General features: G+C 61.4%; 24 protein-coding genes. 7 read left to right on the forward strand and 17 right to left on the reverse strand.

Annotated features, from left to right (window positions below):
* Positions 1-37: 37 nt before the first annotated feature.
* The 3 genes from Q0844_RS08110 to deoD all read left to right on the forward strand — a co-directional run bounded on the left by Q0844_RS08110 (position 38) and on the right by deoD (position 3,546).
* Complete coding sequence (locus Q0844_RS08110; protein ID WP_299043695.1) at positions 38-2,008, forward strand: protein meaA; 1,971 nt, start codon at positions 38-40, stop codon at positions 2,006-2,008.
* A 323-nt stretch (positions 2,009-2,331) separates the two neighbouring features.
* Entirely contained in the window at positions 2,332-2,652 is a 321-nt protein-coding gene (locus tag Q0844_RS08115; RefSeq protein ID WP_299043698.1) for an H-NS histone family protein, read from the forward strand.
* A gap of 189 nt (positions 2,653-2,841) precedes the next feature.
* Positions 2,842-3,546: a purine-nucleoside phosphorylase gene (gene deoD / locus Q0844_RS08120; RefSeq protein ID WP_299043699.1), complete on the forward strand. Its 705-nt coding sequence runs from the start codon at positions 2,842-2,844 to the stop codon at positions 3,544-3,546.
* A gap of 36 nt (positions 3,547-3,582) precedes the next feature.
* Here the strand turns inward: deoD and Q0844_RS08125 are convergent, their stop codons facing one another.
* From Q0844_RS08125 to Q0844_RS08190, 14 genes are all read right to left on the reverse strand, one after another.
* Positions 3,583-4,428 (reverse strand): DUF1989 domain-containing protein, encoded by an 846-nt coding sequence (locus Q0844_RS08125; protein ID WP_299043702.1) that lies wholly within the window; start codon positions 4,426-4,428, stop codon positions 3,583-3,585.
* On the reverse strand, positions 4,346-5,134 hold the full coding sequence (locus tag Q0844_RS08130) for a hypothetical protein (protein ID WP_299043704.1): 789 nt from the start codon (positions 5,132-5,134) through the stop codon (positions 4,346-4,348). Before Q0844_RS08130 ends, Q0844_RS08125 begins: the two co-directional genes overlap by 83 nt.
* 52 nt (positions 5,135-5,186) lie before the next feature.
* Positions 5,187-5,966: a succinate dehydrogenase iron-sulfur subunit gene (locus tag Q0844_RS08135; RefSeq protein WP_299043707.1), complete on the reverse strand. Its 780-nt coding sequence runs from the start codon at positions 5,964-5,966 to the stop codon at positions 5,187-5,189.
* A 13-nt stretch (positions 5,967-5,979) separates the two neighbouring features.
* Positions 5,980-6,309 (reverse strand): hypothetical protein, encoded by a 330-nt coding sequence (locus tag Q0844_RS08140; RefSeq protein WP_299043709.1) that lies wholly within the window; start codon positions 6,307-6,309, stop codon positions 5,980-5,982.
* The gene (locus Q0844_RS08145; protein WP_299043711.1) at positions 6,306-7,133 is read right to left on the reverse strand and encodes a hypothetical protein; all 828 of its coding nucleotides are present in this window, start codon (positions 7,131-7,133) and stop codon (positions 6,306-6,308) included. The genes Q0844_RS08140 and Q0844_RS08145 overlap by 4 nt, the downstream gene beginning before the upstream one ends.
* Positions 7,134-7,140: 7 nt before the next feature.
* Complete coding sequence (gene sdhA, locus Q0844_RS08150; protein WP_299043714.1) at positions 7,141-8,946, reverse strand: succinate dehydrogenase flavoprotein subunit; 1,806 nt, start codon at positions 8,944-8,946, stop codon at positions 7,141-7,143.
* A gap of 42 nt (positions 8,947-8,988) precedes the next feature.
* The gene (gene sdhD, locus Q0844_RS08155) at positions 8,989-9,360 is read right to left on the reverse strand and encodes a succinate dehydrogenase, hydrophobic membrane anchor protein (RefSeq protein ID WP_299043716.1); all 372 of its coding nucleotides are present in this window, start codon (positions 9,358-9,360) and stop codon (positions 8,989-8,991) included.
* A gap of 12 nt (positions 9,361-9,372) precedes the next feature.
* Positions 9,373-9,756 carry a succinate dehydrogenase, cytochrome b556 subunit gene (sdhC, locus tag Q0844_RS08160; RefSeq protein WP_299043717.1) on the reverse strand — a complete coding sequence of 128 codons (384 nt, stop codon included), beginning with the start codon at positions 9,754-9,756 and terminating at the stop codon, positions 9,373-9,375.
* A 151-nt stretch (positions 9,757-9,907) separates the two neighbouring features.
* Entirely contained in the window at positions 9,908-10,567 is a 660-nt protein-coding gene (locus Q0844_RS08165) for a DUF1194 domain-containing protein (protein ID WP_299043718.1), read from the reverse strand.
* Positions 10,568-10,617: 50 nt separating this feature from the next.
* Positions 10,618-11,328 carry a DUF4344 domain-containing metallopeptidase gene (locus tag Q0844_RS08170; protein ID WP_299043721.1) on the reverse strand — a complete coding sequence of 237 codons (711 nt, stop codon included), beginning with the start codon at positions 11,326-11,328 and terminating at the stop codon, positions 10,618-10,620.
* A 70-nt stretch (positions 11,329-11,398) separates the two neighbouring features.
* Positions 11,399-12,430 (reverse strand): MaoC family dehydratase, encoded by a 1,032-nt coding sequence (locus Q0844_RS08175; protein ID WP_299043723.1) that lies wholly within the window; start codon positions 12,428-12,430, stop codon positions 11,399-11,401.
* The gene (locus tag Q0844_RS08180) at positions 12,430-12,633 is read right to left on the reverse strand and encodes a DUF1737 domain-containing protein (RefSeq protein ID WP_299043727.1); all 204 of its coding nucleotides are present in this window, start codon (positions 12,631-12,633) and stop codon (positions 12,430-12,432) included. Before Q0844_RS08180 ends, Q0844_RS08175 begins: the two co-directional genes overlap by 1 nt.
* Before the next feature lie 4 nt (positions 12,634-12,637).
* Positions 12,638-13,192 (reverse strand): NnrU family protein, encoded by a 555-nt coding sequence (locus Q0844_RS08185; protein WP_299043729.1) that lies wholly within the window; start codon positions 13,190-13,192, stop codon positions 12,638-12,640.
* A 3-nt stretch (positions 13,193-13,195) separates the two neighbouring features.
* Complete coding sequence (locus tag Q0844_RS08190) at positions 13,196-14,050, reverse strand: CoA ester lyase (protein WP_299043731.1); 855 nt, start codon at positions 14,048-14,050, stop codon at positions 13,196-13,198.
* Between the two features lie 352 nt (positions 14,051-14,402).
* Here Q0844_RS08190 and Q0844_RS08195 point away from each other — a divergent pair, with 352 nt between their 5' ends.
* A complete protein-coding gene (locus tag Q0844_RS08195) occupies positions 14,403-14,720 on the forward strand; it encodes a hypothetical protein (RefSeq protein WP_299043733.1) in 318 nt (105 codons plus the stop codon).
* Between the two features lie 129 nt (positions 14,721-14,849).
* On the opposite strand, the gene Q0844_RS08200 is transcribed toward Q0844_RS08195, so the two are convergent.
* Together Q0844_RS08200 and Q0844_RS08205 are read right to left on the reverse strand one after the other, a co-directional pair.
* Positions 14,850-15,284: a GNAT family N-acetyltransferase gene (locus tag Q0844_RS08200; protein WP_299043736.1), complete on the reverse strand. Its 435-nt coding sequence runs from the start codon at positions 15,282-15,284 to the stop codon at positions 14,850-14,852.
* Positions 15,281-16,033: a sulfite exporter TauE/SafE family protein gene (locus Q0844_RS08205; protein WP_299043739.1), complete on the reverse strand. Its 753-nt coding sequence runs from the start codon at positions 16,031-16,033 to the stop codon at positions 15,281-15,283. The genes Q0844_RS08200 and Q0844_RS08205 overlap by 4 nt, the downstream gene beginning before the upstream one ends.
* A gap of 169 nt (positions 16,034-16,202) precedes the next feature.
* Here Q0844_RS08205 and mdh point away from each other — a divergent pair, with 169 nt between their 5' ends.
* The gene (gene mdh, locus Q0844_RS08210; protein ID WP_299043740.1) at positions 16,203-17,165 is read left to right on the forward strand and encodes a malate dehydrogenase; all 963 of its coding nucleotides are present in this window, start codon (positions 16,203-16,205) and stop codon (positions 17,163-17,165) included.
* A gap of 71 nt (positions 17,166-17,236) precedes the next feature.
* Positions 17,237-18,025, forward strand: coding sequence for an adenylate/guanylate cyclase domain-containing protein (locus tag Q0844_RS08215; protein ID WP_299043741.1), 789 nt, complete (start codon positions 17,237-17,239; stop codon positions 18,023-18,025).
* Here the strand turns inward: Q0844_RS08215 and Q0844_RS08220 are convergent.
* Positions 18,022-19,002: a glycosyltransferase family 2 protein gene (locus Q0844_RS08220; protein ID WP_299043744.1), complete on the reverse strand. Its 981-nt coding sequence runs from the start codon at positions 19,000-19,002 to the stop codon at positions 18,022-18,024. The genes Q0844_RS08215 and Q0844_RS08220 overlap by 4 nt on opposite strands.
* A 229-nt stretch (positions 19,003-19,231) precedes the next feature.
* Here Q0844_RS08220 and sucC point away from each other — a divergent pair, with 229 nt between their 5' ends.
* On the forward strand, positions 19,232-20,425 hold the full coding sequence (gene sucC, locus Q0844_RS08225; protein ID WP_299043747.1) for an ADP-forming succinate--CoA ligase subunit beta: 1,194 nt from the start codon (positions 19,232-19,234) through the stop codon (positions 20,423-20,425).
* Positions 20,426-20,800 lie beyond the last annotated feature (375 nt).

The following is a 20,800-nucleotide window of genomic DNA, read 5'->3' on the forward strand; positions in this document are numbered from 1 at the left end:
AAATTTTCTTACCCAGTCGATTCACGGGAGAGCACGCATGTCGCAGCCTGCACAGAAAGACCGCCCCTGGTTGATCCGCACCTATGCGGGCCACTCAACGGCATCTGCATCGAATGCGCTGTATCGGTCGAACCTGGCAAAGGGGCAGACCGGACTGTCCGTGGCTTTCGATCTGCCAACGCAGACCGGGTATGACAGCGATCATGTGCTGGCCCGTGGCGAAGTGGGCAAGGTTGGCGTGCCCGTCGCGCATCTGGGTGACATGCGCGCATTGTTTGATCAGATTCCCTTGGAACAGATGAATACATCAATGACGATCAACGCCACTGCACCGTGGCTGTTGTCACTCTATATCGCCGTGGCCGAGGAACAGGGCGCCGACGTGTCCAAATTGCAGGGCACGGTTCAAAACGATCTGATCAAGGAATACCTGAGCCGGGGCACCTATATCTGCCCGCCGAAACCGTCGTTGAAGATGATCGCGGATGTGGCTGAGTATTGCTATACCAACGTGCCGAAATGGAACCCGATGAACGTGTGTTCCTATCACCTGCAAGAAGCCGGCGCGACGCCGGAACAGGAATTGGCCTTTGCCCTTGCCACCGCCACGGCGGTACTGGACGAATTGAAGCCGCGCATTGACCCAGCCGATTTCCCGGCAGTGGTGGGCCGCATTTCCTTCTTTGTGAATGCGGGCATTCGGTTCGTGACCGAGATGTGCAAAATGCGCGCCTTTGTCGATCTGTGGGACGAGATTTGCGAGAAACGCTATGGCGTGACGGACCCAAAATTCCGCCGTTTCCGCTACGGCGTGCAGGTCAATTCGCTGGGCCTGACCGAACAGCAACCTGAAAACAACGTCTACCGTATTCTGATTGAAATGCTGGCCGTGACACTGTCGAAAAAGGCGCGCGCCCGCGCGGTGCAATTGCCTGCCTGGAACGAGGCGCTTGGCCTGCCCCGCCCCTGGGATCAGCAATGGTCGATGCGTATGCAGCAGATCATGGCCCTTGAAACGGATCTTCTGGAATTTGACGACCTGTTTGATGGCAATCCGGCTGTGGATGCCAAGGTTGAGGATCTGAAGGCCGGTGCCCGGCACGAATTGGAGAATCTTGATGCGATGGGCGGGGCCATTGCGGCCATCGACTATATGAAAGCGCAATTGGTCCAATCCAATGCGGAGCGTTTGAACCGCATCGAGAAGGGCGAAACCGTTGTGGTCGGCGTGAACAAGTATCAGGCGGGCGAGCCGTCGCCGCTGATGACCGGGGACGGCGGGATCATGGTTGTGGACCCCGCGGTGGAGCAGGAACAGATTGACCGCCTGAACGCGTGGAAAGCTGACCGGAACGATGCCGCCGTGAAAGCCGCCCTTGCCGATTTGCGCGCGGCGGCTGCGGCGGGTGAGAACGTCATGCCGGCCTCCATCGCCTGCGCGCGCGTGGGCGTGACCACCGGCGAGTGGGCCGCGCAGATGCGCGCCGTGCATGGCGAATATCGCGGCCCGACAGGGGTGTCCTCTGGCCGGTCGAACATGACCGAAGGTCTGGATGATCTACGCGACGCCGTTGACGCTGTCAGTGACCGCCTGGGGCGCCGGCTGAAGTTTCTTGTTGGCAAACCCGGGCTTGACGGACATTCCAATGGCGCGGAACAAATTGCCGTCCGAGCACGGGATTGCGGCATGGACATCGCCTATGAAGGCATTCGCCTGACGCCCGAAGAAATCGTCAACGCCGCGCGCGAAGACGACGCACACGTGGTGGGCCTGTCCATCCTGTCAGGCAGTCACATCCCTCTGGTCGAGGACCTGATGCAACGGATGCAGGCGGCCGGATTGTCCCATGTGCCTGTCATTGTCGGAGGCATCATTCCTGACGATGACGCAGACCGGTTGCGCGCCATGGGCGTGGCGCGCGTCTATACGCCCAAGGATTTCGAACTGAATACCATCATGCTGGATATCGTCACGCTGGCCGATCCAAAGGCGGTCGCCGCAGAGTAGCGCACCTGCTTTCAATGCTGATCTTATGTCTTCGACAGCCTGGCCGAGTGCGCGGGAGCAATAACCCGTGCCTGTATGTGATGTGAAACAGCGACGGTTCATTGGCATGTTCGCGGCAAGACACTAAATGCCGAAGGGTCGATTGTTGCTACTGTGGCGAGAATTGCGCAGGAAACGCAAAATCCAATTCCACCACCAGTCGAAAGAAACGCGCATAACGAGCAACGAACCGCCGCTGACACAAAATAGTGAAGCCACAGTATTGATTTTGCGGGTGTTTATCCGAATACGGTAAGAACAATTGCTAACTTGGGACAAATAAAATGGCAGTAAAACTCGACAAAATGAGCCGCAAAGAACTGGAAGCTTTGCGCGCGGATATTGACGAGGCAATCGTGCAACGACGTAAGTCAGAGAAACAGGACGCATTGGCCGCCGCGCAAAAAGCCGCCGCTGAGTTCGGGTTTTCATTGGATGAGCTGACGGGAAAGAAAGGCGGCCGCGGTACGAAATCATCAAGCGCGGAACCGAAATACATGAACCCGGAAAATCCGACACAAACCTGGACCGGCAAAGGCCGTCAGCCGAACTGGTTCAAAACGGCGATTGACGCGGGCACACCGGCGGAGCAGATGGAAATCTGAACCACATCCTGCTTTTGGAATCTGGCCGCGTTCATTTGAAAGGGACGCGGCCAGTTTCGTTTCGGTGCCTGCAGCAAACGTGCGGGCCCACCCTGCCCCGGCCATTTCGCGCGTTTTTCGCATGGCCTGTTTTTCTTTCCCCCATTTCTGTTTAAGCCAGCACGCATCATCCATCGAAAGGAGTTGACCATGACCGTTCATATCGGCGCCGCACCCGGCCAGATTGCCGAAACTGTTTTGATGCCCGGCGATCCCTATCGCGCCAAGTGGGCAGCCGAGACGTTTCTGGAGGGGGCCGAGTTGGTCAACGAAGTGCGCGGCATGCTGGGCTTTACCGGCACCTGGAAGGGCAACCGCGTCACCATTCAGGGGTCCGGCATGGGCATGCCGTCATTGTCGATCTACGCCAATGAACTGATCACGACCTATGGCGCTCAGACCTTGATCCGGATCGGATCCTGCGGCGGGATGCAGGCCCATGTCGGCATTCGCGACGTGATCATCGCCATGACGGCCAGCACCATCACCTCACCCTCGTCCAGCTTTTTCAAAGAGATCAACTTTGCCCCGTGCGCCGACTATGACCTGCTGGCGGCGGCCGTGACCGCGGCCAAGGCAAAGGGCACCGCGACCCATGTCGGCGGCATCTATTCGTCGGACGTGTTTTATGCCGAGCGGGCAGACCTTGACGAACAGATGGTCCGCCATGGCATTCTCGGGGTCGAGATGGAGGCGGCGGAACTTTACACGCTTGCCGCGCGCCACGGACGCCGCGCGCTGGCCGTCCTGACCGTGAGCGACCACCTTCAGACAGGAGAAGCGCTGCCAAGCGAGGACCGCGAAAAAACATTCGGCGACATGGTGGAGATTGCGCTGGAAGCTGCGTTCGCCTAGCACAACAAGGCGCGGTCCCAGCGCAAGCGTGCCCCGCTATTGTCGACCGTGGCTGCGGTCATAGCCGTTGGGCGGCGGGCTTTGCCAGCCATCAAGCGCACCCGGGGCGGGGGCAAAGACCTCGATCCTGAGCGGGTGACACGGTGCGACATCCGAAGAATGTTCAGACCCGCAATCCCCGCCGGGACACGCGCTGAGCGCGCCAAGCAGGTCGATTTCGGCCAGCATGTCGATGTGATCGCCGGGGCGCACGGGGCTTGCCTTCATGAAGTATTGGCCGGTGTCACGTGTAAAACCCGTGCACATGAACACGTTCATGACATCATGCACATGCATTTCAGCCTCGTGCAGGGGCAGGCCCGTGTGATCAGCAAGCGCACGGGTCAGGTTCGAGTGGCAGCAATGGTGATAATGTCCGCCCTGCAGCAGGTTGCCGGTGTAGGGGTCGCAGCGCGTTCCAATCACGTCATGCACGCCGCCACCGAAATCGTCAAACCCGTACCAATCCAGAGTATCGTGGATGATTGTGGCCATGGGGCGCAATGTCGGGAAACTGGACCAAAGCCGGTCACCTGTATCGACATGCGTGCCGTGCAGCGCGCGGGTCTTGCCGGAATAAAACCGTTCCGAAAGGTCACGCAGGTTCCAGAGGTTGAGGTCCCCGACCTGCGGTCCCTCGACCGACGAGATGCGAAAAATGTGACCGGCAGGCACTTCGAATGTCGCGGCCTCGCGCGGGGCGGCGATGGCCTCGCTGACCAGGGTCATGCCGTCGCGGGCACGGCCATAGCGGGCCATGTCAGGCGCGGGCAAAGTGTCGGGCGGATAGCAGATGATTGGCGGGATGGCGCGGCGTGCGGCCGCATCTGATGGGATGGACATGGCTCTTCCTTCTCGTGCCGCCTGCGCCATTCGCGGGCATAGACGGAGTCTTCGGTGTGCTTTCGCGCAAGTGTCGCAGCGCGGCTGGCGGCCTTGGCCTTGATGTCGCCACGGATATCGGCGCGGCGCACTTGCACGCTGCGCTGGAACGGGATGACCGGCACCATGGCTGGCCCGTCGGCAGATGGATGTCCGCGCCATCGCCGGTCCAGATTACCGGCACGTTGACAGCCACATCCAGAACGTCGCAATCAACCGCCCCGGCAAAGGCCGTGAAGGGCAACTCGAAATGGTTGAACGGGTGACGGACACTGGCCAAGCAGCCCGCAGGCAATACAACCCGCCACAGGTTCAGGACCGTCAGCGGCGTCGCCTTTTCAGAAGGCGCGCGCGGTGCATCGATCTGGGCGGGGTGGTGCATTTCGATCAGGGCCAAGGGCGTATCATCAGCATTTTGAAAGTTGAGCACGCCGGCGGCCGGGTCCGCCCTGATCGTCACGACAAGGGGCGTGCGCATGATCCACCCTTGTGCCATAGCATCCGCGACAGGTAGGCACGCGCGCACGGCAGGTGCTGGCAAGCCGTGCGCATCCGCCATGCCCATTTCGCGATCCAGAGTGCCCAACCCGTCAGGCACAAGTCTCGCCGCGGGTGCGCGGATCTTGTCCGACAGGTCGCGCGGGCAGAGAAATGTGATGTCGGTCATGCTCCCTCGCTCCGCGCAGTGTGTCGCTGCGCGGCATCAAGGACAAGCGGGTTCAGACCGTGCGCTCGACCATCATCTTCTTGATGTTCGCAATTGCTTCGGCCGGATTAAGCCCCTTGGGGCACGTTTTGGCGCAGTTCATGATCGTGTGGCACCGATACAGTTTGAACGGATCCTCAAGGTCGTCGAGCCGCTCGCCCGTCGCCTCGTCCCGGCTGTCGATGATCCAGCGATAGGCGTGCAGCAGTGCTGCCGGTCCAAGGTAGCGGTCGCCATTCCACCAGTAGCTGGGGCAGGAGGTCGAGCACGAGGCGCACATGACACATTCATACAGACCATCGAGTTTCTTGCGGTCTTCGATGGACTGCTTCCACTCTTTGGCGGGGCGGTTTGTCTTGGTTTCCAGCCACGGCATGATGCTGGCGTGCTGTGCATAGAAGTGGGTCAGGTCCGGGATCAGGTCCTTGACCACGGGCATGTGCGGCAGGGGATAGACTTTCACGTCGCCCTTCACCTCATCCATGCCGTAGATGCAGGCAAGCGTGTTGATACCATCGATGTTCATCGCGCAGGACCCACAGATCCCCTCCCGGCACGAGCGGCGGAAGGTCAGCGTCGGGTCGATCTTGTTCTTGATGTAGATCAGCGCGTCCAGCATCATCGGGCCGCAATCATCCAGATCAACGAAATAGGTGTCCACGGACGGATTTTTGCCGTCATCCGGGTTCCAGCGATAGATCTGGAACTTGCGCAGGTTGGTGGCGCCTTCGGGTTTGGGCCACGTCTTGCCCGTGGTCATGCGGGAGTTCTTGGGGAGTTTTAGCTGGACCATTGCGGTTCTCCTTTCACGCGGTGAGCAGGGCAAGCCCTGCGCGTGTGATGCAAGTTTGGGTTTCGGGGCGCTGGAGCACGGATGTGACCAGCGCGACTGTTGTTTCAGAGACACCGATCACGGCATCCTTGGCAAATTCGCCGATCTCGCGGGCGGAGGCGTTGTCGATCACGCAGTCGGTGAATGGTGTGACAGCCGCTTCGGGCACAGCCGGAAAACGGGTGACAAGCGTCTCGGCCACCGCAGCCTTGGCGCTGCGGCGGGCCACACCATCGACAGCCTCGGTGGCTTCGGCACAGGCGGTGAGCGTCAGCAGGGTTACAAGCGCGGCGGCACGGATCATGGCAATACTACCTTAGCCCGCGCGGCGTCCCGCAACCCATCAAGCCGTTTGGCGTCGGCGGGAAACAGCTTTGCCAGCTTGGTCATAAAGCCCGTGTCGCGCGACGCGGTCCAGAGCAGCATCTGGTATTCGTGATCATCCGCCATCTGCGCGCTGCGCTTATCCGTTGTCAGCTCTGCCACGTCAGCCGCGTTCTGAAAGGACGATCCCCCGCCATAGCGTTGCACCGTCCCAAGGCCAAGGTCACGTCCCGGCAAGCCCAGCCGCGCCAATGCTGTTTCGCGGTATTGCGGATCAGAGGTCCAATCGTCGTAGCACAAGGCCACAATGTCGTCGTCCTGCACACGGACCAGCATATCGCCATAGGTGCTGAGCGCGCGCGCCATCACCCGGTTGCGATCCAGCGGGCCGTAGCCTCCATTTCCCTGAATCTTGCGCAAAAGCGAGGCGGCCCAGTGCAGGAAGCTGCGGTAAATGATGACCAGCGTTTCCGGGCACGCAAACAGCGGCTTCGGGGCCGCCGGTGGCATTCTGTCTTCGTAGGACACCGCGACAAACGGTTTGTCCCCCGCCAGGTCGATCTTCTTCCATTTACCGCCGCGCCCCGCGTCGGCGCCGTTTTCGAACAGGGACAGGCTGCTGCAGGATGCAACGGGATCGCCCCCATGGCGGCAATTGTTCAGAAACAACCCGTTGCCGCCCGGGGCGTTGCGCATGATCCAGTCGATCAACGCATGATTGCCGGACCGGCGCATACCATAGATGCGCAGGACCCGCCCGGGAACGAGACCCGTGTCATCCGCGCTGTGCACCGCCTGGTCCATGCGGGCCTTAGTACACCCGCGCCTTCGGCGCGATTTTCTTGAGGTCGATGCCGCCATCATTATGGCTGGTCAACGGTTGCAGATGCACGCCACGATAGCCCAGGCTGGCCGCGTTGCCCTTGAACCAGACAAGGGAGTGCTTGCGCCAGTTCTCGTCATCGCGGTCGGGGTAATCCTCGTGCGCATGCGCGCCCCGGCTTTCCTTGCGCGCAGCCGCGGCCGTGATCGTCGCGACCGCGTTGGGCATCAGGTTCGTCAGTTCCAGCGTCTCCATCAGGTCGGAGTTCCAGACCAGCGACGTATCCGTCACTTTCAGGTCATCCAGCTTGCCAGCGACCCCTTTCATCTTCTCCTCGCCCTCGGCCAGTGTCTTGTCGGTGCGGAACACGGCGGCGTCGGCCTGCATGGTGCGCTGCATTTCCAGGCGCAGTTCGGCGGTCGGCACGTGGCCCTTGGCATAGCGCAGGCCGTCGAAGCGCGAGAACGCCGCCTCGATCGACCGTTTGCTGGGCGTTGGCACGGGGGCCGCCGGGTCCACCACATCCTTGGCGCGGATGGCGGCGGCACGACCGAACACCACAAGGTCGATCAACGAGTTGGAGCCGAGGCGGTTCGCCCCGTGGACGGACGCACAGCCTGCCTCGCCCACGGCCATCAGGCCGGGAGACACGTTGTCGGGGTTGTCCTTGGTCGGTGCCAGCACTTCGCCCCAGTAATTCGTGGGAATGCCGCCCATGTTGTAGTGAACGGTGGGCAGGACCGGAATGGGTTCCTTGGTCAGGTCCACGCCCGCAAAGATGCGTGCGCTTTCCGAGATGCCCGGCAACCGTTCAGCCAGCGTTTCGGGCGGCAGGTGGTTGAGGTGCAGGTGGATGTGATCACTGTCCGCCCCCACGCCGCGCCCTTCGCGGATTTCCATGGTCATGCAGCGGCTGACCACGTCGCGGGAGGCGAGGTCCTTGTAGGTCGGCGCGTAGCGTTCCATGAACCGCTCGCCTTCGGAATTGGTAAGGTAGCCGCCCTCGCCCCGCGCGCCTTCGGTGATCAGGCAGCCCGAGCCGTAGATGCCGGTGGGGTGGAATTGCACGAATTCCATGTCTTGCAGGGGTAGACCGGCGCGGGCCGTCATACCGCCACCGTCGCCGGTGCAGGTGTGGGCGGATGTAGCGGAGAAATACGCGCGCCCGTAGCCGCCTGTCGCCAGCACGACCATCTTGGCCGCAAAGAGGTGCATGGTGCCGTCATCGAGCTTCCAGCACAGCACGCCCTGACAGACGCCGTCATCGGACATGATCAGGTCGATGGCGAAGTATTCGATGTAGAATTCCGCGTTGTTCTTGAGCGACTGGCCGTAGAGCGTGTGCAGGATCGCGTGGCCGGTCCGGTCGGCGGCGGCGCAGGTGCGCTGCACGGGGGGGCCTTCGCCAAATTCGGTGGTGTGACCGCCAAAGGGGCGTTGGTAGATCTTGCCCTCTTCGGTGCGCGAGAACGGCACCCCGTAATGTTCAAGCTCGTACACCGCCTTGGGCGCTTCACGGGCAAGGTATTCCATCGCGTCCGTGTCACCCAGCCAATCAGAGCCCTTGACGGTGTCGTACATGTGCCACTGCCAGTTGTCCGGGCCCATGTTCGACAGCGACGCTGCAATGCCACCTTGGGCCGCGACGGTGTGCGAGCGGGTCGGGAACACCTTGGTCACGCAGGCGGTGCGCAGCCCTTGTTCGGCCATGCCAAGCGTCGCGCGCAGTCCGGCGCCGCCGGCCCCCACGACCACGACGTCATATTCATGCGTCTCGTAATCATATGCAGCCATTTCGGCCTCCTGTACGGTTCGGGCCTTGCCGCCCGGGAAATGTCAAAGCGCGATGCGTGCGATTGCAAACAAACCTGCGGCAATCATGGTGTAAGCAAAGGCCGTTGTGGCGATCAGCGTCAATTTGCCCGCCGTGCCGTGCACGTAATCCTCGATCGCGGCGTGGGCTTCGCGCATCAGATGCACAACGATGACGATCAGGGACAACGCCATCAGGATGGCCGGGATCGGGCGGCTGAAGAACGCCAGCACATCCGCATGGCCGCCACCGAGGGCAGAGGCAAACAGCAGGACCATGATGGGCACCAGCGGCACCAGCAGGATCGAGCTGACCATCATCTGCCAGTGGTGATGCGTGCCCTCGCGGCCCGAGCCGAGACCCATGGCGCGTTTGCGGTCTGTCAAATAGCGCATGTCGATCCCTCCTTAAACCGCGATCAGAACAAGAAGCGTCAGCACGGTTGCGCCGATGAACATGCCCTTGGCCATGGTCTCGGACACCGGGACCTGGACGAGATAGCCGAAGTCCCAGATGACGTGACGCAAACGGCCCAGCATGTGGTAGAAGATGCCCCACATCGCGGCGATCAGGACCAACTGACCCAAGATGCTGCGCAGGAGCCAGTCAACCGAGTTGAACGCCGCCTCGGACGTGGCAGCGGCAAGCAACCATGCCACGACCAGAACGCTTGCAAGCAGGCAACCGATGCCGGTGATCCGCACCATGATAGAGGAGATCGATGTCCATTGCGGACGGTAAATCTCAATATGCGGCGAGAGCGGGCGATTGCCCCGATTGACGTCGGCCATGGCGCTTCCTTTATCTTCGGCTGCCTCTTGATACTCCTTTTTACGCCCGTGTCACGCGCGAGGCTTTCACAATTGTTGCGGTTTTTTGGCGCATTTGCAGGATTCTGCGCAAATGTGATCACACATGAAATGCGTGTGATCACAAGTTCAGCTACTCTGCAAAATAAGTCACCTGCCTCGTGGTCTCGCGTTGCAGCTTGCGTTTGATCTGTTCGGGGTAATCTTCGAATCCCTGTGCCGTCACCACAAAGGCACCAGGTCCGGTGATCAGGTTTTCGAAGAAATAGGCCGTCAGATCGGTCTGGTCCGTCTCGATGGCGATGGCATTCACGGTGATGCCGTCATGGTCCAGATCAGGCCGTTGGGTCGCCGGTTCCACACCTTCGTTTGACACCCCGTCGCCTGACACATCAATCACCTTGCGCAGGCAATGCGCGACCGGCGCAAAAGCAGTGCGCGAAATGATCAACGCCTCGCCAATGGCGGTGGAATAATTGCGCCAGACACGCTCGTCCGCTTCGACCCTGTCGGCCAGCGCCAGCACGTCCCTGTACGTGGTGATCCGCGTCCATGGAATTGTCTGGCGCTGGCGCGACGAACCGGTCCATTGCACCAGCGCCACCTGTGCCCGCTGTTCGACAAGGGCATCCGCCACAATCCCGTCCCGCAGACCATGGGCCAATCCGTCCATCTGGATGCGGTATTCCCGGGCATCGACGGACCCGGACACGTCCACCGCCAACAGCAATGCCAGGTCGCAGGCCCGGACCGGCGCGGCCAACAAGACGATCAGGGGTACCAGGCGCCACATGCCCCGATCCTAGCGCGCAGGACCCACGGCTGCACATCACAAATGCGACGCTATTCAAGACTGTCGTATAACTGGCGCAGGTGATCTTCGAACTCGGTACACATGATGATTTCGGTGGTGCCCAGGTCGTAGAACGCATTCGCCTCGCCACAGGATTCGATGCGCACACCCAATGTGGTTGGCAGTTCAAAGTCCTCGTTCAGCGCAGCAACCTCCGCAGCCATAACTTCGGAGGTCAGCAGCGCGTGGCCGCCATCATCAAACAATATGGTGTCGCCCCGCCCGGCAATGTCGTCAAAGGCGGGGCCCCAGCTGTCCAGAGCCAGCTGGAACTCCTCGGGACAGGTGTCGGCGCGCTCTTCTGGCAGGCCGAGGTCGATGGCAAAATCCTCGCGCGCGCCGGGGTTGGCGCCATAGAACAGGCAGACGGTGTTGTAGAACCGTTGTTCATCAGGTCCGTGCACATCCCAATAGGCAACGTCGCCGGCAAAATCCGCCTCGGCCAGAAAGCCGAAGGCCGTGTCATAGGCCAGTGCCTGCGCCGCCTCTTCCTCGTAAAAGCCGTCAATCAGCAGGATGGAGGCGACGTCAGCGGCATCCTCCTCCTGTCCGAACACGGGCAATTGCAGGATATCGATCAGGGCATGACCCAGTTCGTGATAGAAAATGCCCAGCAGGTTCGCCTTGACGAAGGCTTCGCGCTCTTCATTCGCCAGGGCAGCACCGGGCAGCATCAGGGCCAGCACTACGTATCGCAACATCACATTACCTCGCACAGTGCGGGATGGCGGGTGGGGCGTCGTCGTCAGACGCGCGTCGCCCTGTCATCCCCTACAGCGGCATCAAGGCCCAGTAATCCAGATCGAGCAAGACCTCAGGCACATATTTTCCGTCCTCGCCCCGCAACCGAAAAGGTGCACCGCCCTTGGTCGCCACAAGGCGCAACCGGATCGCACCAACGCCAGGGGCCGCCGTTTCGGCCTTGTCCAACACCTCGGACCAGGCCCGAACGGTATCGCCGGCAAGGCAAGGGTTCGCATGCGCGCCCGCGTTCAGGCCAACCACCATCTGCGCATTGGCCAACCCGTTGAAAGACAGCGCCCGCGCCAACGAAATCACATGTCCGCCATAGATCAGCCGGGTGCCGTCCGGCCGCGCCGACGTGTCAAAGTGTACCTTGGCCGTGTTCTGCCACAGGCGCGTCGCCATCATGTGCTCGGCCTCTTCGACTGTCACGCCGTCAACGTGATCGATCTGCTCCCCGATCTCGTAATCGCCCCAGCGGTGCCGCTCGCCCGCAAGGTCGAAATCGTAGCTGTCGAACCGCAAGCCCTCCGGCACCACAAGTGTCCCCGCGGGGACAACCGTGTCCAGATCAGGCACGACCGTGTCCGGCGCGGGCGCGTCGACCTTGCCTTTGCGCACCATCACCCAACGGACATAATCCAATACATCTTCGCCCCGCTGATTGCGACCGGTGGTGCGGACCCAGACAACGCCGGTCTTTCCGTTGGAGTTCTGTTTGACCCCGATCACTTCGGATCGCGCGGTCAGCGTGTCGCCAGGCCAAACCGGCAACATCCAGCGGCCCTCGGCATAGCCAAGGTTCGCCACCGCGTTCAGGGACACATCAGGCACGGTTTTGCCAAAGACCGTGTGAAAGGCAATCATGTCATCCAGAGGGGATGCGGCAAGTCCGCAGGCCCGCGCAAAACTGTCCGACGAATACAATGCGTGCCGCGCCGGGTAGAGCGCGTGATAAAGCGCCCGCTCCCCACCCCCAACAGTCCGCGGCACGGCATGGGTCAGCACATCGCCGACATGGTAGTCCTCGAAAAAGCGGCCCGCATTGGTCTTGGCCATCACTGGTCTCCCAACTTGATGTCCGGGGTGTAATCGCCGGGCACCTCTTTCGTGACAGCCTGTCCGCATCGCATGGTCCCGGCGGCGTGGTCCCAGGTCTGCGTGGGTGATCCGTGCAGGTCCCAGCCCGCGTTCAGGGCGGCGGTAACTTTATGGCAAAAGGTGGACGTGTCCTCTTCGGACAAAAAACGATAGAGTTTCATACACTTACCCAGGGAACGGCCAGACACCCAGCCAATTGTGCACCATCCCGATCAACCCCAGCAGCACAACGGATCCGGCCAGAAACATCGCATCCTTGGCAAGCGTGCCTTCTGGCCCGCGCTGCCAGCCCGGTTCGGCGCTATTGATGATGCGGGCGGTCAGAACGGCCCAGACAAGCAAGCCGCCAAACATCAGGATCGAGGCAAGATCGCCGTTGACCAAAAGATGTGCCGCGGCCCAGATCGAAAAGCCGGTCAGCATCGGATGCCGCATGCCCGACACCAACTTGCCGCGCTTGGGCGCAGGGCTGAGCAGGTAGATCGCGATCAGCATAGCAAGGTTGTTGACGTGCACCATAAAGGCGGGCGGTTGCCACACGGGGATGAACTCCACGCCGCGATAGCCGATGATCATCAGCACGATGGCAGCCGCGATCGCCAGAGCCACAGCCCCCTTGCCCGGGTCGCCCATAGACGCCCGACGGGCCGGAGCCACACGTTTGAACAGATGGGCGGCCCACCACAGGGCTACACCCGCAATCAGGATGATCCAGTACATCGCTTATCCTTCCGCCATAGCCGCGATCGCATCGGCTTTGGCCAACGTCTCGCGCGCGGTCACGATGTGCAGATTTTCGACAATTCGTCCATCGACAACGGCCACGCCCTGGCCGGATGCCTCGACTTCTTCAAACGCTGCGATCTGCCGGCGGGCCAGGTCAATTTCATCTTCCGAAGGCGAAAACGCGCCATTGGCAATGTCAACCTGGGCCGGGTGGATCAGCGTTTTGCCATCAAAGCCCATATCGCGACCCTGATCGCATTCGACCTGCAATCCCGCGTCGTCCTTGAACGCATTATAGACACCATCGACGATGGCACATCCATGCGCCTTGGCAGCCAGAAGACACAGGCCCAACCCGGTTTGCAATGGCAGCCGGTCCGCCCGGAACCGGCTCTGCAACTCCTTGGCCAGATCATTGGTGCCCATGACCATGCCCTGAAGCTTGGGATGTGCTGCTATCGCAGCCGCGTTGATCATGCCCAGTGGCGTTTCCATCATCGCCCACAGCGGCATATCGCCCGTTATGGCGGCCAACGCATCCAGGTCGGCCGGGCCGTTCACCTTGGGCAACAGCACGGCGTCAGCGCCCATGGCGGCCGCCGCCTGTGCATCATCCCGGCCCCAGGCCGTGTCGAATGCGTTGATCCGCACGATATTGAACCGTGCACCATAACCGCCCTGCGCCAGTGCGTCGGCCAGCGTGGCGCGCGCGCTTTCCTTCTCTTCAAGCGACACCGCATCTTCGAGGTCAAAAATGATCGCATCGACCGGCAAACCGCGCGCCTTGTCCAGCGCACGCGGCTTGGACCCCGGAATGTAAAGAACAGAACGAAGAGGGCGGTCGAGGGCCATGGGTCGTGATCCTTGCGAGTCATAAAGTTGCGCGGAAAGGGGCATTTTTTGCCAGATAGTTCAAGCGCAATTTTCTGCGTTGCAGAAATTCGACACCGTTTCAGGCTGGACGACCCCGCATTTCTTCAAATTGCAAACACCTCCGCGCGGTGCGTTAACCATTATTCAAGCCTCCCGCCGCAGTCTTTGCCCATTCCGATGCACGGGGAGGGCCGTTTCGGCAGGGCCGCCGAACACTTCACGGATCGCGCAATCGGATCAGACATGACCCGGGGCTGCCCGGTCATCGCCGGAATTCCGGTTGGGCCAGATGACCAGTGGTGACGCCTTCCTTTGTGAAAGGCTGAACGTGATGACACGGATGATGAATGTGATGACAGCAGGTGTTCTGGCGCTTGCAGCGATGACAAATGCGGCACAGGCACAACAGGCGCGCAATTGCGGCCCGCGAGAGGTTGTGGTGGACCGATTGGCCGAAGGATATGGCGAAACGCGCCAATCCATGGGTCTGGGCGCCAACAATTCGGTGATCGAAGTGTTCGCCTCGGAAGAAAGCGGCACGTGGACGATCACGGTGACCACGCCGAATGGCATGACCTGTCTGGTCGCCAGCGGACAAGCCTACGAGACCCTGGCCGAGGCCCTGCCCGCCAAGGGCAGCGACGCCTGACGCGCGGGGCGGACGACACGTCCGCCTCACGATACGAACCGGATGCAAAGGGCGCTTTTCGAAGCGCCTTTTTTCGTGTGATGGATTGGCGCGCGCAATCGTCAGGCAGAACCCGATCCGCCCCGGACATCAACGTCGCGGGACGCGGCGAAGGGTCATGCCCCACTTTTCATCCGCGCCAAAGCCCAGCTTTTCATAAAAGCCCCGCGCATTTGCCGTGCGCCCGGTCAAGAGCATGATCTTGTAACACTCCGCGACCCACGCGGCATCGATTGCGGCCTGCATGACCTGCCGCCCGCGTCCCCTGCCGCGATGATCCGCATGGGTCACCACATTTTCGATCAGCGCATAGGGCCGTCCGCCGTGGGTCATGTTTGGCAGGATGTGCAGGGTCACCATCGCGGTCAGAACATCACCGTCGAAAGCTCCCAACACGGTGGTGCCGCTGTGGCTTGTGAGGGTGGCAAAGGCCGTGCCGTCGGCCAGGGCCTGATCCCCCGCAAGGTGACTGTAAAGACGCAGCGCATCTTGCGTGTCCTCGACCCCAAGCGGACGCACCGTCATGTCAGCCCATCCCAGATCAGCTTGGCCCCGGTCATGACAAGCAGCACATAGGTCAGCATGAAAAACGCCCGCTCGGGCATCCAGTGATGGGCCCGCACCCCAAGCCAAGCCCCGAAGAGGGCAAACGGGGCAAGCGCCAGATTTGCAACAGCCGTCTGCGCCGTGAACATCCCCAGAAAGGCGTACGGCACAAATTTGAAGATGTTGATGGCAGTAAAGATCAACACGGTGTTGGCCTGATATTCCGTCTTGGTGGGGCGCAGGGACAGCAGATAGACCGCCGCGGGTGGCCCGCCCGCATGGCTGACAAAGCTGGTGAAACCGGCAACCGTCCCGGTCAACACCCCAACCCAGGCAGGCAACGCCCGCGACGCCAGCCGAATCCATCCCTGATTGCGTCCGACCTGCCAGATCACGAAGCCGATGGATATGACCCCGATCAACACCCGGAACACATCCGGTTCGGTCCTCGAAAACAGCAGCGCGCCCAGGGCCACACCCGGCAGGCCCCCGAGAATCATCAGAACCGACACCCGCACATCCCATTTGCCCCAGTAGGGTTTCAGCGTGGACGCATCGATCAGCATCAGCAACGGCAGTACGACGCCCAACGCCATGCCCGGTTCGATGACCAGCGCCAGAATCGAGGCCGAGGCAAAGGATGCGCCGGACCCGAACCCGCCCTTGGATATTCCGGCAAACACCACTGCGGGGGCGGCTACGGCAAAAAACCACAGATCAAGGTCCATGGGCGTCCTTTCATCCAAAAAACGGCCCGTTTCCGCAGCCTTAGCGCGCAATTATGATAGACGCCAGCCGCTCGGCCTCACTACGCTGCGGTGCGGCACACTTGCGCGACGCCCTGTCACGCGCTAGGCACCGCGCCAGCAAAAACCCGAAATGCGGAGATTTTCACCCATGGCCAGACCCAAGATTGCCCTGATCGGCGCCGGTCAGATCGGCGGCACGCTTGCCCACCTCGCAGCTTTGAAAGAGCTGGGCGACGTGATCCTGTTCGACATCGCCGAAGGCACCCCCGAGGGCAAAGCCCTCGACATCGCGGAATCCGGCCCCTCCGAAGGGTTCGATGCCAAGCTGAAAGGCACGCAGTCCTATGCCGATATCGCGGGCGCCGATGTGTGCATCGTGACCGCGGGTGTGCCGCGCAAGCCGGGCATGAGCCGCGATGACCTTCTGGGCATCAACCTCAAGGTCATGAAATCCGTGGGCGAAGGCATTGCCGCCAACGCGCCTGACGCCTTTGTCATCTGCATCACCAACCCGCTCGATGCGATGGTGTGGGCGCTGCAGAAGTTTTCGGGCCTCCCCGCGAACAAGGTCTGCGGCATGGCAGGTGTGCTGGACAGCGCCCGCTTCCGCCACTTCCTGGCGGATGAATTCGACGTGTCGATGAAAGACGTCACCGCCTTTGTTCTGGGCGGTCACGGCGACACGATGGTGCCGTCGGTCCGCTATTCGACAGTTGCAGGCATCCCCCTGCCCGATCTGGTCAAGATGGGCTGGACCACGCAAGAGAAGCTGGACGCCATCGTGCAGCGTACCCGTGACGGCGGCGCCGAGATCGTGGGCCTGCTGAAGACCGGTTCCGCCTTCTACGCCCCTGCCACTGCGGGCATCGAGATGGCCGAAGCCTATCTCAAGGACCAAAAACGCGTTCTGCCCTGTGCCGCACATTGTGACGGCGAATTCGGCCTGAAAAGCATGTATGTCGGTGTCCCCACCGTGATCGGTGCGGGCGGCATCGAGCGGATCGTGAACATCAAGCTCAACAAGGAAGAACAAGAGATGTTCGACACCTCCGTCAAAGCGGTCCAGGGTCTGATGGAGGCCTGCAAGGGCATCGACGAAAGCCTCGCGTAAACCTGCCACAAGTGTGAATTTAGGGGTCGGGTGCCATCGCATCCGGCCCCTTTTATGTTTATATGGTTCACATGCCCCAGTCGCGCCCCATAGAACGAAAACTGACCACGGTTCTGGCGGCCGATGCGGCCAATTATTCCGGCAGGATGAGCCTGGACGAAGAAGGCACCGTACGGGCCCTGCGCGCGTCCCGTGCGATCATCGACGCCGCGATTGCCGAGTGCGGCGGGCGGATCGCCAATACGTCCGGGGACGGGCTGATTGCGGACATCCCGTCTGTTGTCGGTGCCGTCCGCTGCGGGGTGTCGATCCAACGTACGCTGAATGACCGGCCTGATCTGCTGCCCTTCCGGCTGGGCATCCATCTGGGCGACGTAATTGTCGAAGGCACGGATTTGCTGGGCGACGGTGTCAACCTGGCCGCCCGGTTGCAAGAAATGGCCGATGTGGGCGGTATCCTGATTTCGCAACAGGTCTACGACCACGCCCGCGGCAAGCTGGGCACTGTTGAGCTGCGCCCCTTGGGCCCCGCAACCCCCAAGCACCTTGCCGAAGAGGTGGGTGTATATGCCGTCGTCGCAGAGGGCATCACGCCGCCGCGCTTGCTGGACAATTTGGGGCCGAAAGTCGGACCGATCAGCGCGCAGCTTCCCGATGATGACGCCGGGGACAGCGCCCATGCCCGGTTCAAGACGGACCGCAATCGCATCCTGGGCGCCTTTGGTGCAATTCTGATCGTGGATGTGGCCGCCGGTTTGCCGTTCTACATCACGGTCCTGCCGGAGGTCGGACTTCTGTACGTGCTGTACCGAAAGTGGCGTGCCTATCGCAGCGAACGCGCCGCACCCGCCGCCCCCTAGACGTCGATCACGTCCCGCAGCCACGGATTGCGCCGCACCACATCTGCATCAAAACCCGCAGGCATCAGGTCTGGCATGGCCGCGCCAACGCGTGCTGCGGGGTCGAAGGCAATGGTGTGCGACAGGCCAAACCGCACAAGGCGTGCGTGCCTGTCCGGTGTGAGCGCAAACAGGTCCCGATGCGCCGCGCGCGCCTCTGCCATCGTCGCGCAACGCTCAAGCAACCAGGCCACCTGGGCCGCGCGATGCGGTTGCAATATCTGCGCCTGGACCTCGGGTGTGGTTTGGGCGTACCGCAGGACCTTCATGACCCAATGCACCGGCGTCAGCCCGTCAAAATGCAACAGCACCGCACTGGTCGACACCCGCTTGGCCGCGCGCCGTTGCCGTCCTTCGGACCCGGTGCGCGTGGCGGTGTGGACGCCCAACCGCAGCCCTGCGCCAACCCGCACGCCGCTCTTTCCGGCACCGTGGGAATACTGGCCGCGTTTCATCATCCGCGCAAACGGACCAAATGCAGCGTCGCACGCGGCCGCGCTCAAATCCGATGTGGCACGAAATGACCCGTCAAACAGCCCCGCTTGCACGCCGTCCGGAAACACCCGCTCGAGGACTGGCAGGTTCACCTCCGTCATCGGATCATCATGGGTCGCCAGTTCGGCCGCCAGCGTCCCCTCCTGCCAGATAAACTCATCCGCGTCGATGTGGAACAGCCACTCCAGATCACAGCGGTTCTGCGCGAAATTTGCGTTGATCGTCTGGCGCCGCATCTGCGACGGGGGGCGCCCCTTGGTCGGGCGGCGTTCGGTCCAATAAGCATCATCGCAAAGCTGGACATGACATCCCGGGATCGCGGCCAGTGACGCGGCCGCCGGGTCCTCCGGGTCGTCCAGAAAGACAAAAACGGCCGCCGCGCCGGTCGCCAAATGCCACTGCACATTCGCAGTCACCAGAGCGCCGGGTTCATTGGCTGTCATAACCACGCCCCAACGCGGGTCATTTTCCTTATGTTTTACGGAAAATTGCGACATTGCTGCATTGATTCCTTTCCAAATTCCTAATTGTGATCACACGATTTCAACGTGTGATCACAAATGTCGGAAATCTGCCCGTAAACCCCTGCTGCGACATATTTTCCGTTTACGCGCTGTTCAGTGTTGGTCGAATAGGCCCAACGTTGACGTATCTATACGGGATCAAACCGCCATGAACATCCATGAATACCAGGCCAAAGCCCTTCTGCGCAGCTACGGGGCTCCGGTCTCGGACGGGCGCGTTGTCCTGCGAGCTGAGGACGCCAAGACAGCCGCAGGCGCATTGGACGGTCCGCTGTGGGTGGTCAAGGCACAGATCCACGCCGGTGGCCGCGGCAAAGGCAGCTTCAAAGAAGCAGATGCAGGCGACAAGGGCGGCGTGCGCCTAACCAAGTCGGTTGAGGAAGCCGCCGAAGAGGCCAAGAAGATGCTGGGCCGCACCCTTGTGACGCACCAGACCGGTCCAGCCGGCAAGCAGGTCAACCGCATCTACATCGAAGACGGCTCGGGCATCGAGACCGAGATGTATCTCGCCCTTCTGGTCGACCGTGCGACCAGCCGCGTGTCCTTTGTCTGCTCGACCGAGGGTGGCATGGATATCGAAGAGGTCGCCGCCGAAACCCCGGAGAAAATCCTCAGCTTCAGCGTCGATCCTGCCACGGGATACCAGGCCTACCATGGTCGCCGCATCGCCTTCATGCTGGGTCTGGAAGGCAAGCAGGTCAAGCAATGCGTGGGCCTGATGGGTCTGCTCTACAAGGCGTTCATGGAAAAAGACATGGAGATGCTCGAGATCAACCCGTTGATCGTGACCGATGGCGGCGACCTGAAAGTGCTGGATGCCAAGGTCAGCTTTGACGGCAACGCAATCTACCGCCATGCCGACATCAACGAATTGCGCGACGAGACCGAGGAAGACCCCAAGGAACTCGCCGCGTCCAAGTACGACCTGAACTACATCGCGCTGGATGGCGAGATTGGCTGCATGGTGAACGGCGCGGGCCTGGCCATGGCGACCATGGACATCATCAAGCTGTACGGTGCCGAGCCTGCCAACTTCCTGGATGTGGGCGGTGGCGCCACCAAGGAAAAGGTGACCGAGGCGTTCAAGATCATCACCTCGGACCCCAACGTCAAAGGGATCCTCGTCAACATCTTTGGCGGTATCATGCGCTGCGACGTGATTGCCGAAGGCGTGGTGGCAGCGGTCAAGGAAGTGGGATTGCAAGTGCCGCTGGTGGTTCGGCTTGAGGGCACAAACGTCCAGCAGGGCAAGGACATCATCAACAACTCCGGCCTTGACGTGATTGCCGCCGACGACCTCAAGGACGGCGCCCAGAAGATCGTGACAGCGGTCAAGGGTTGACGCAATGATCCGCGCCGGATTGATCTTCGCAGTTGTTTCAACACTTGCGGCCTGCAGCGCTGAGCGCAGGCCTGATGTCCCTGTCGGGGAAAACTTCCCCCCGGTTGGTTTGGCAAGCAGCGCCGTCTGGCTGGAAAACCGAAAGGCGCTTGCGCCGGCTGCGCGACTAGGCGCAGAGCAGGCAAGGCAGGCGTCCGTCCCCGACGCAAGGCTGAACGCTCCTTCCGCGCGCGCATCAGCCGCAGTTGCCGTGCCTGAACGCGCCGCACCCACCAGTACGATTGATCGGGCGCGCATGGCTTTTGCGGACATTTGCGTGGCATCTATGTCCGACGTGAACCGGTTGGGTCAACGGGCGCGACGTGTCAACTTGCG

Source organism: uncultured Tateyamaria sp., assembly GCF_947503465.1.
GTDB lineage: Bacteria > Pseudomonadota > Alphaproteobacteria > Rhodobacterales > Rhodobacteraceae > Tateyamaria.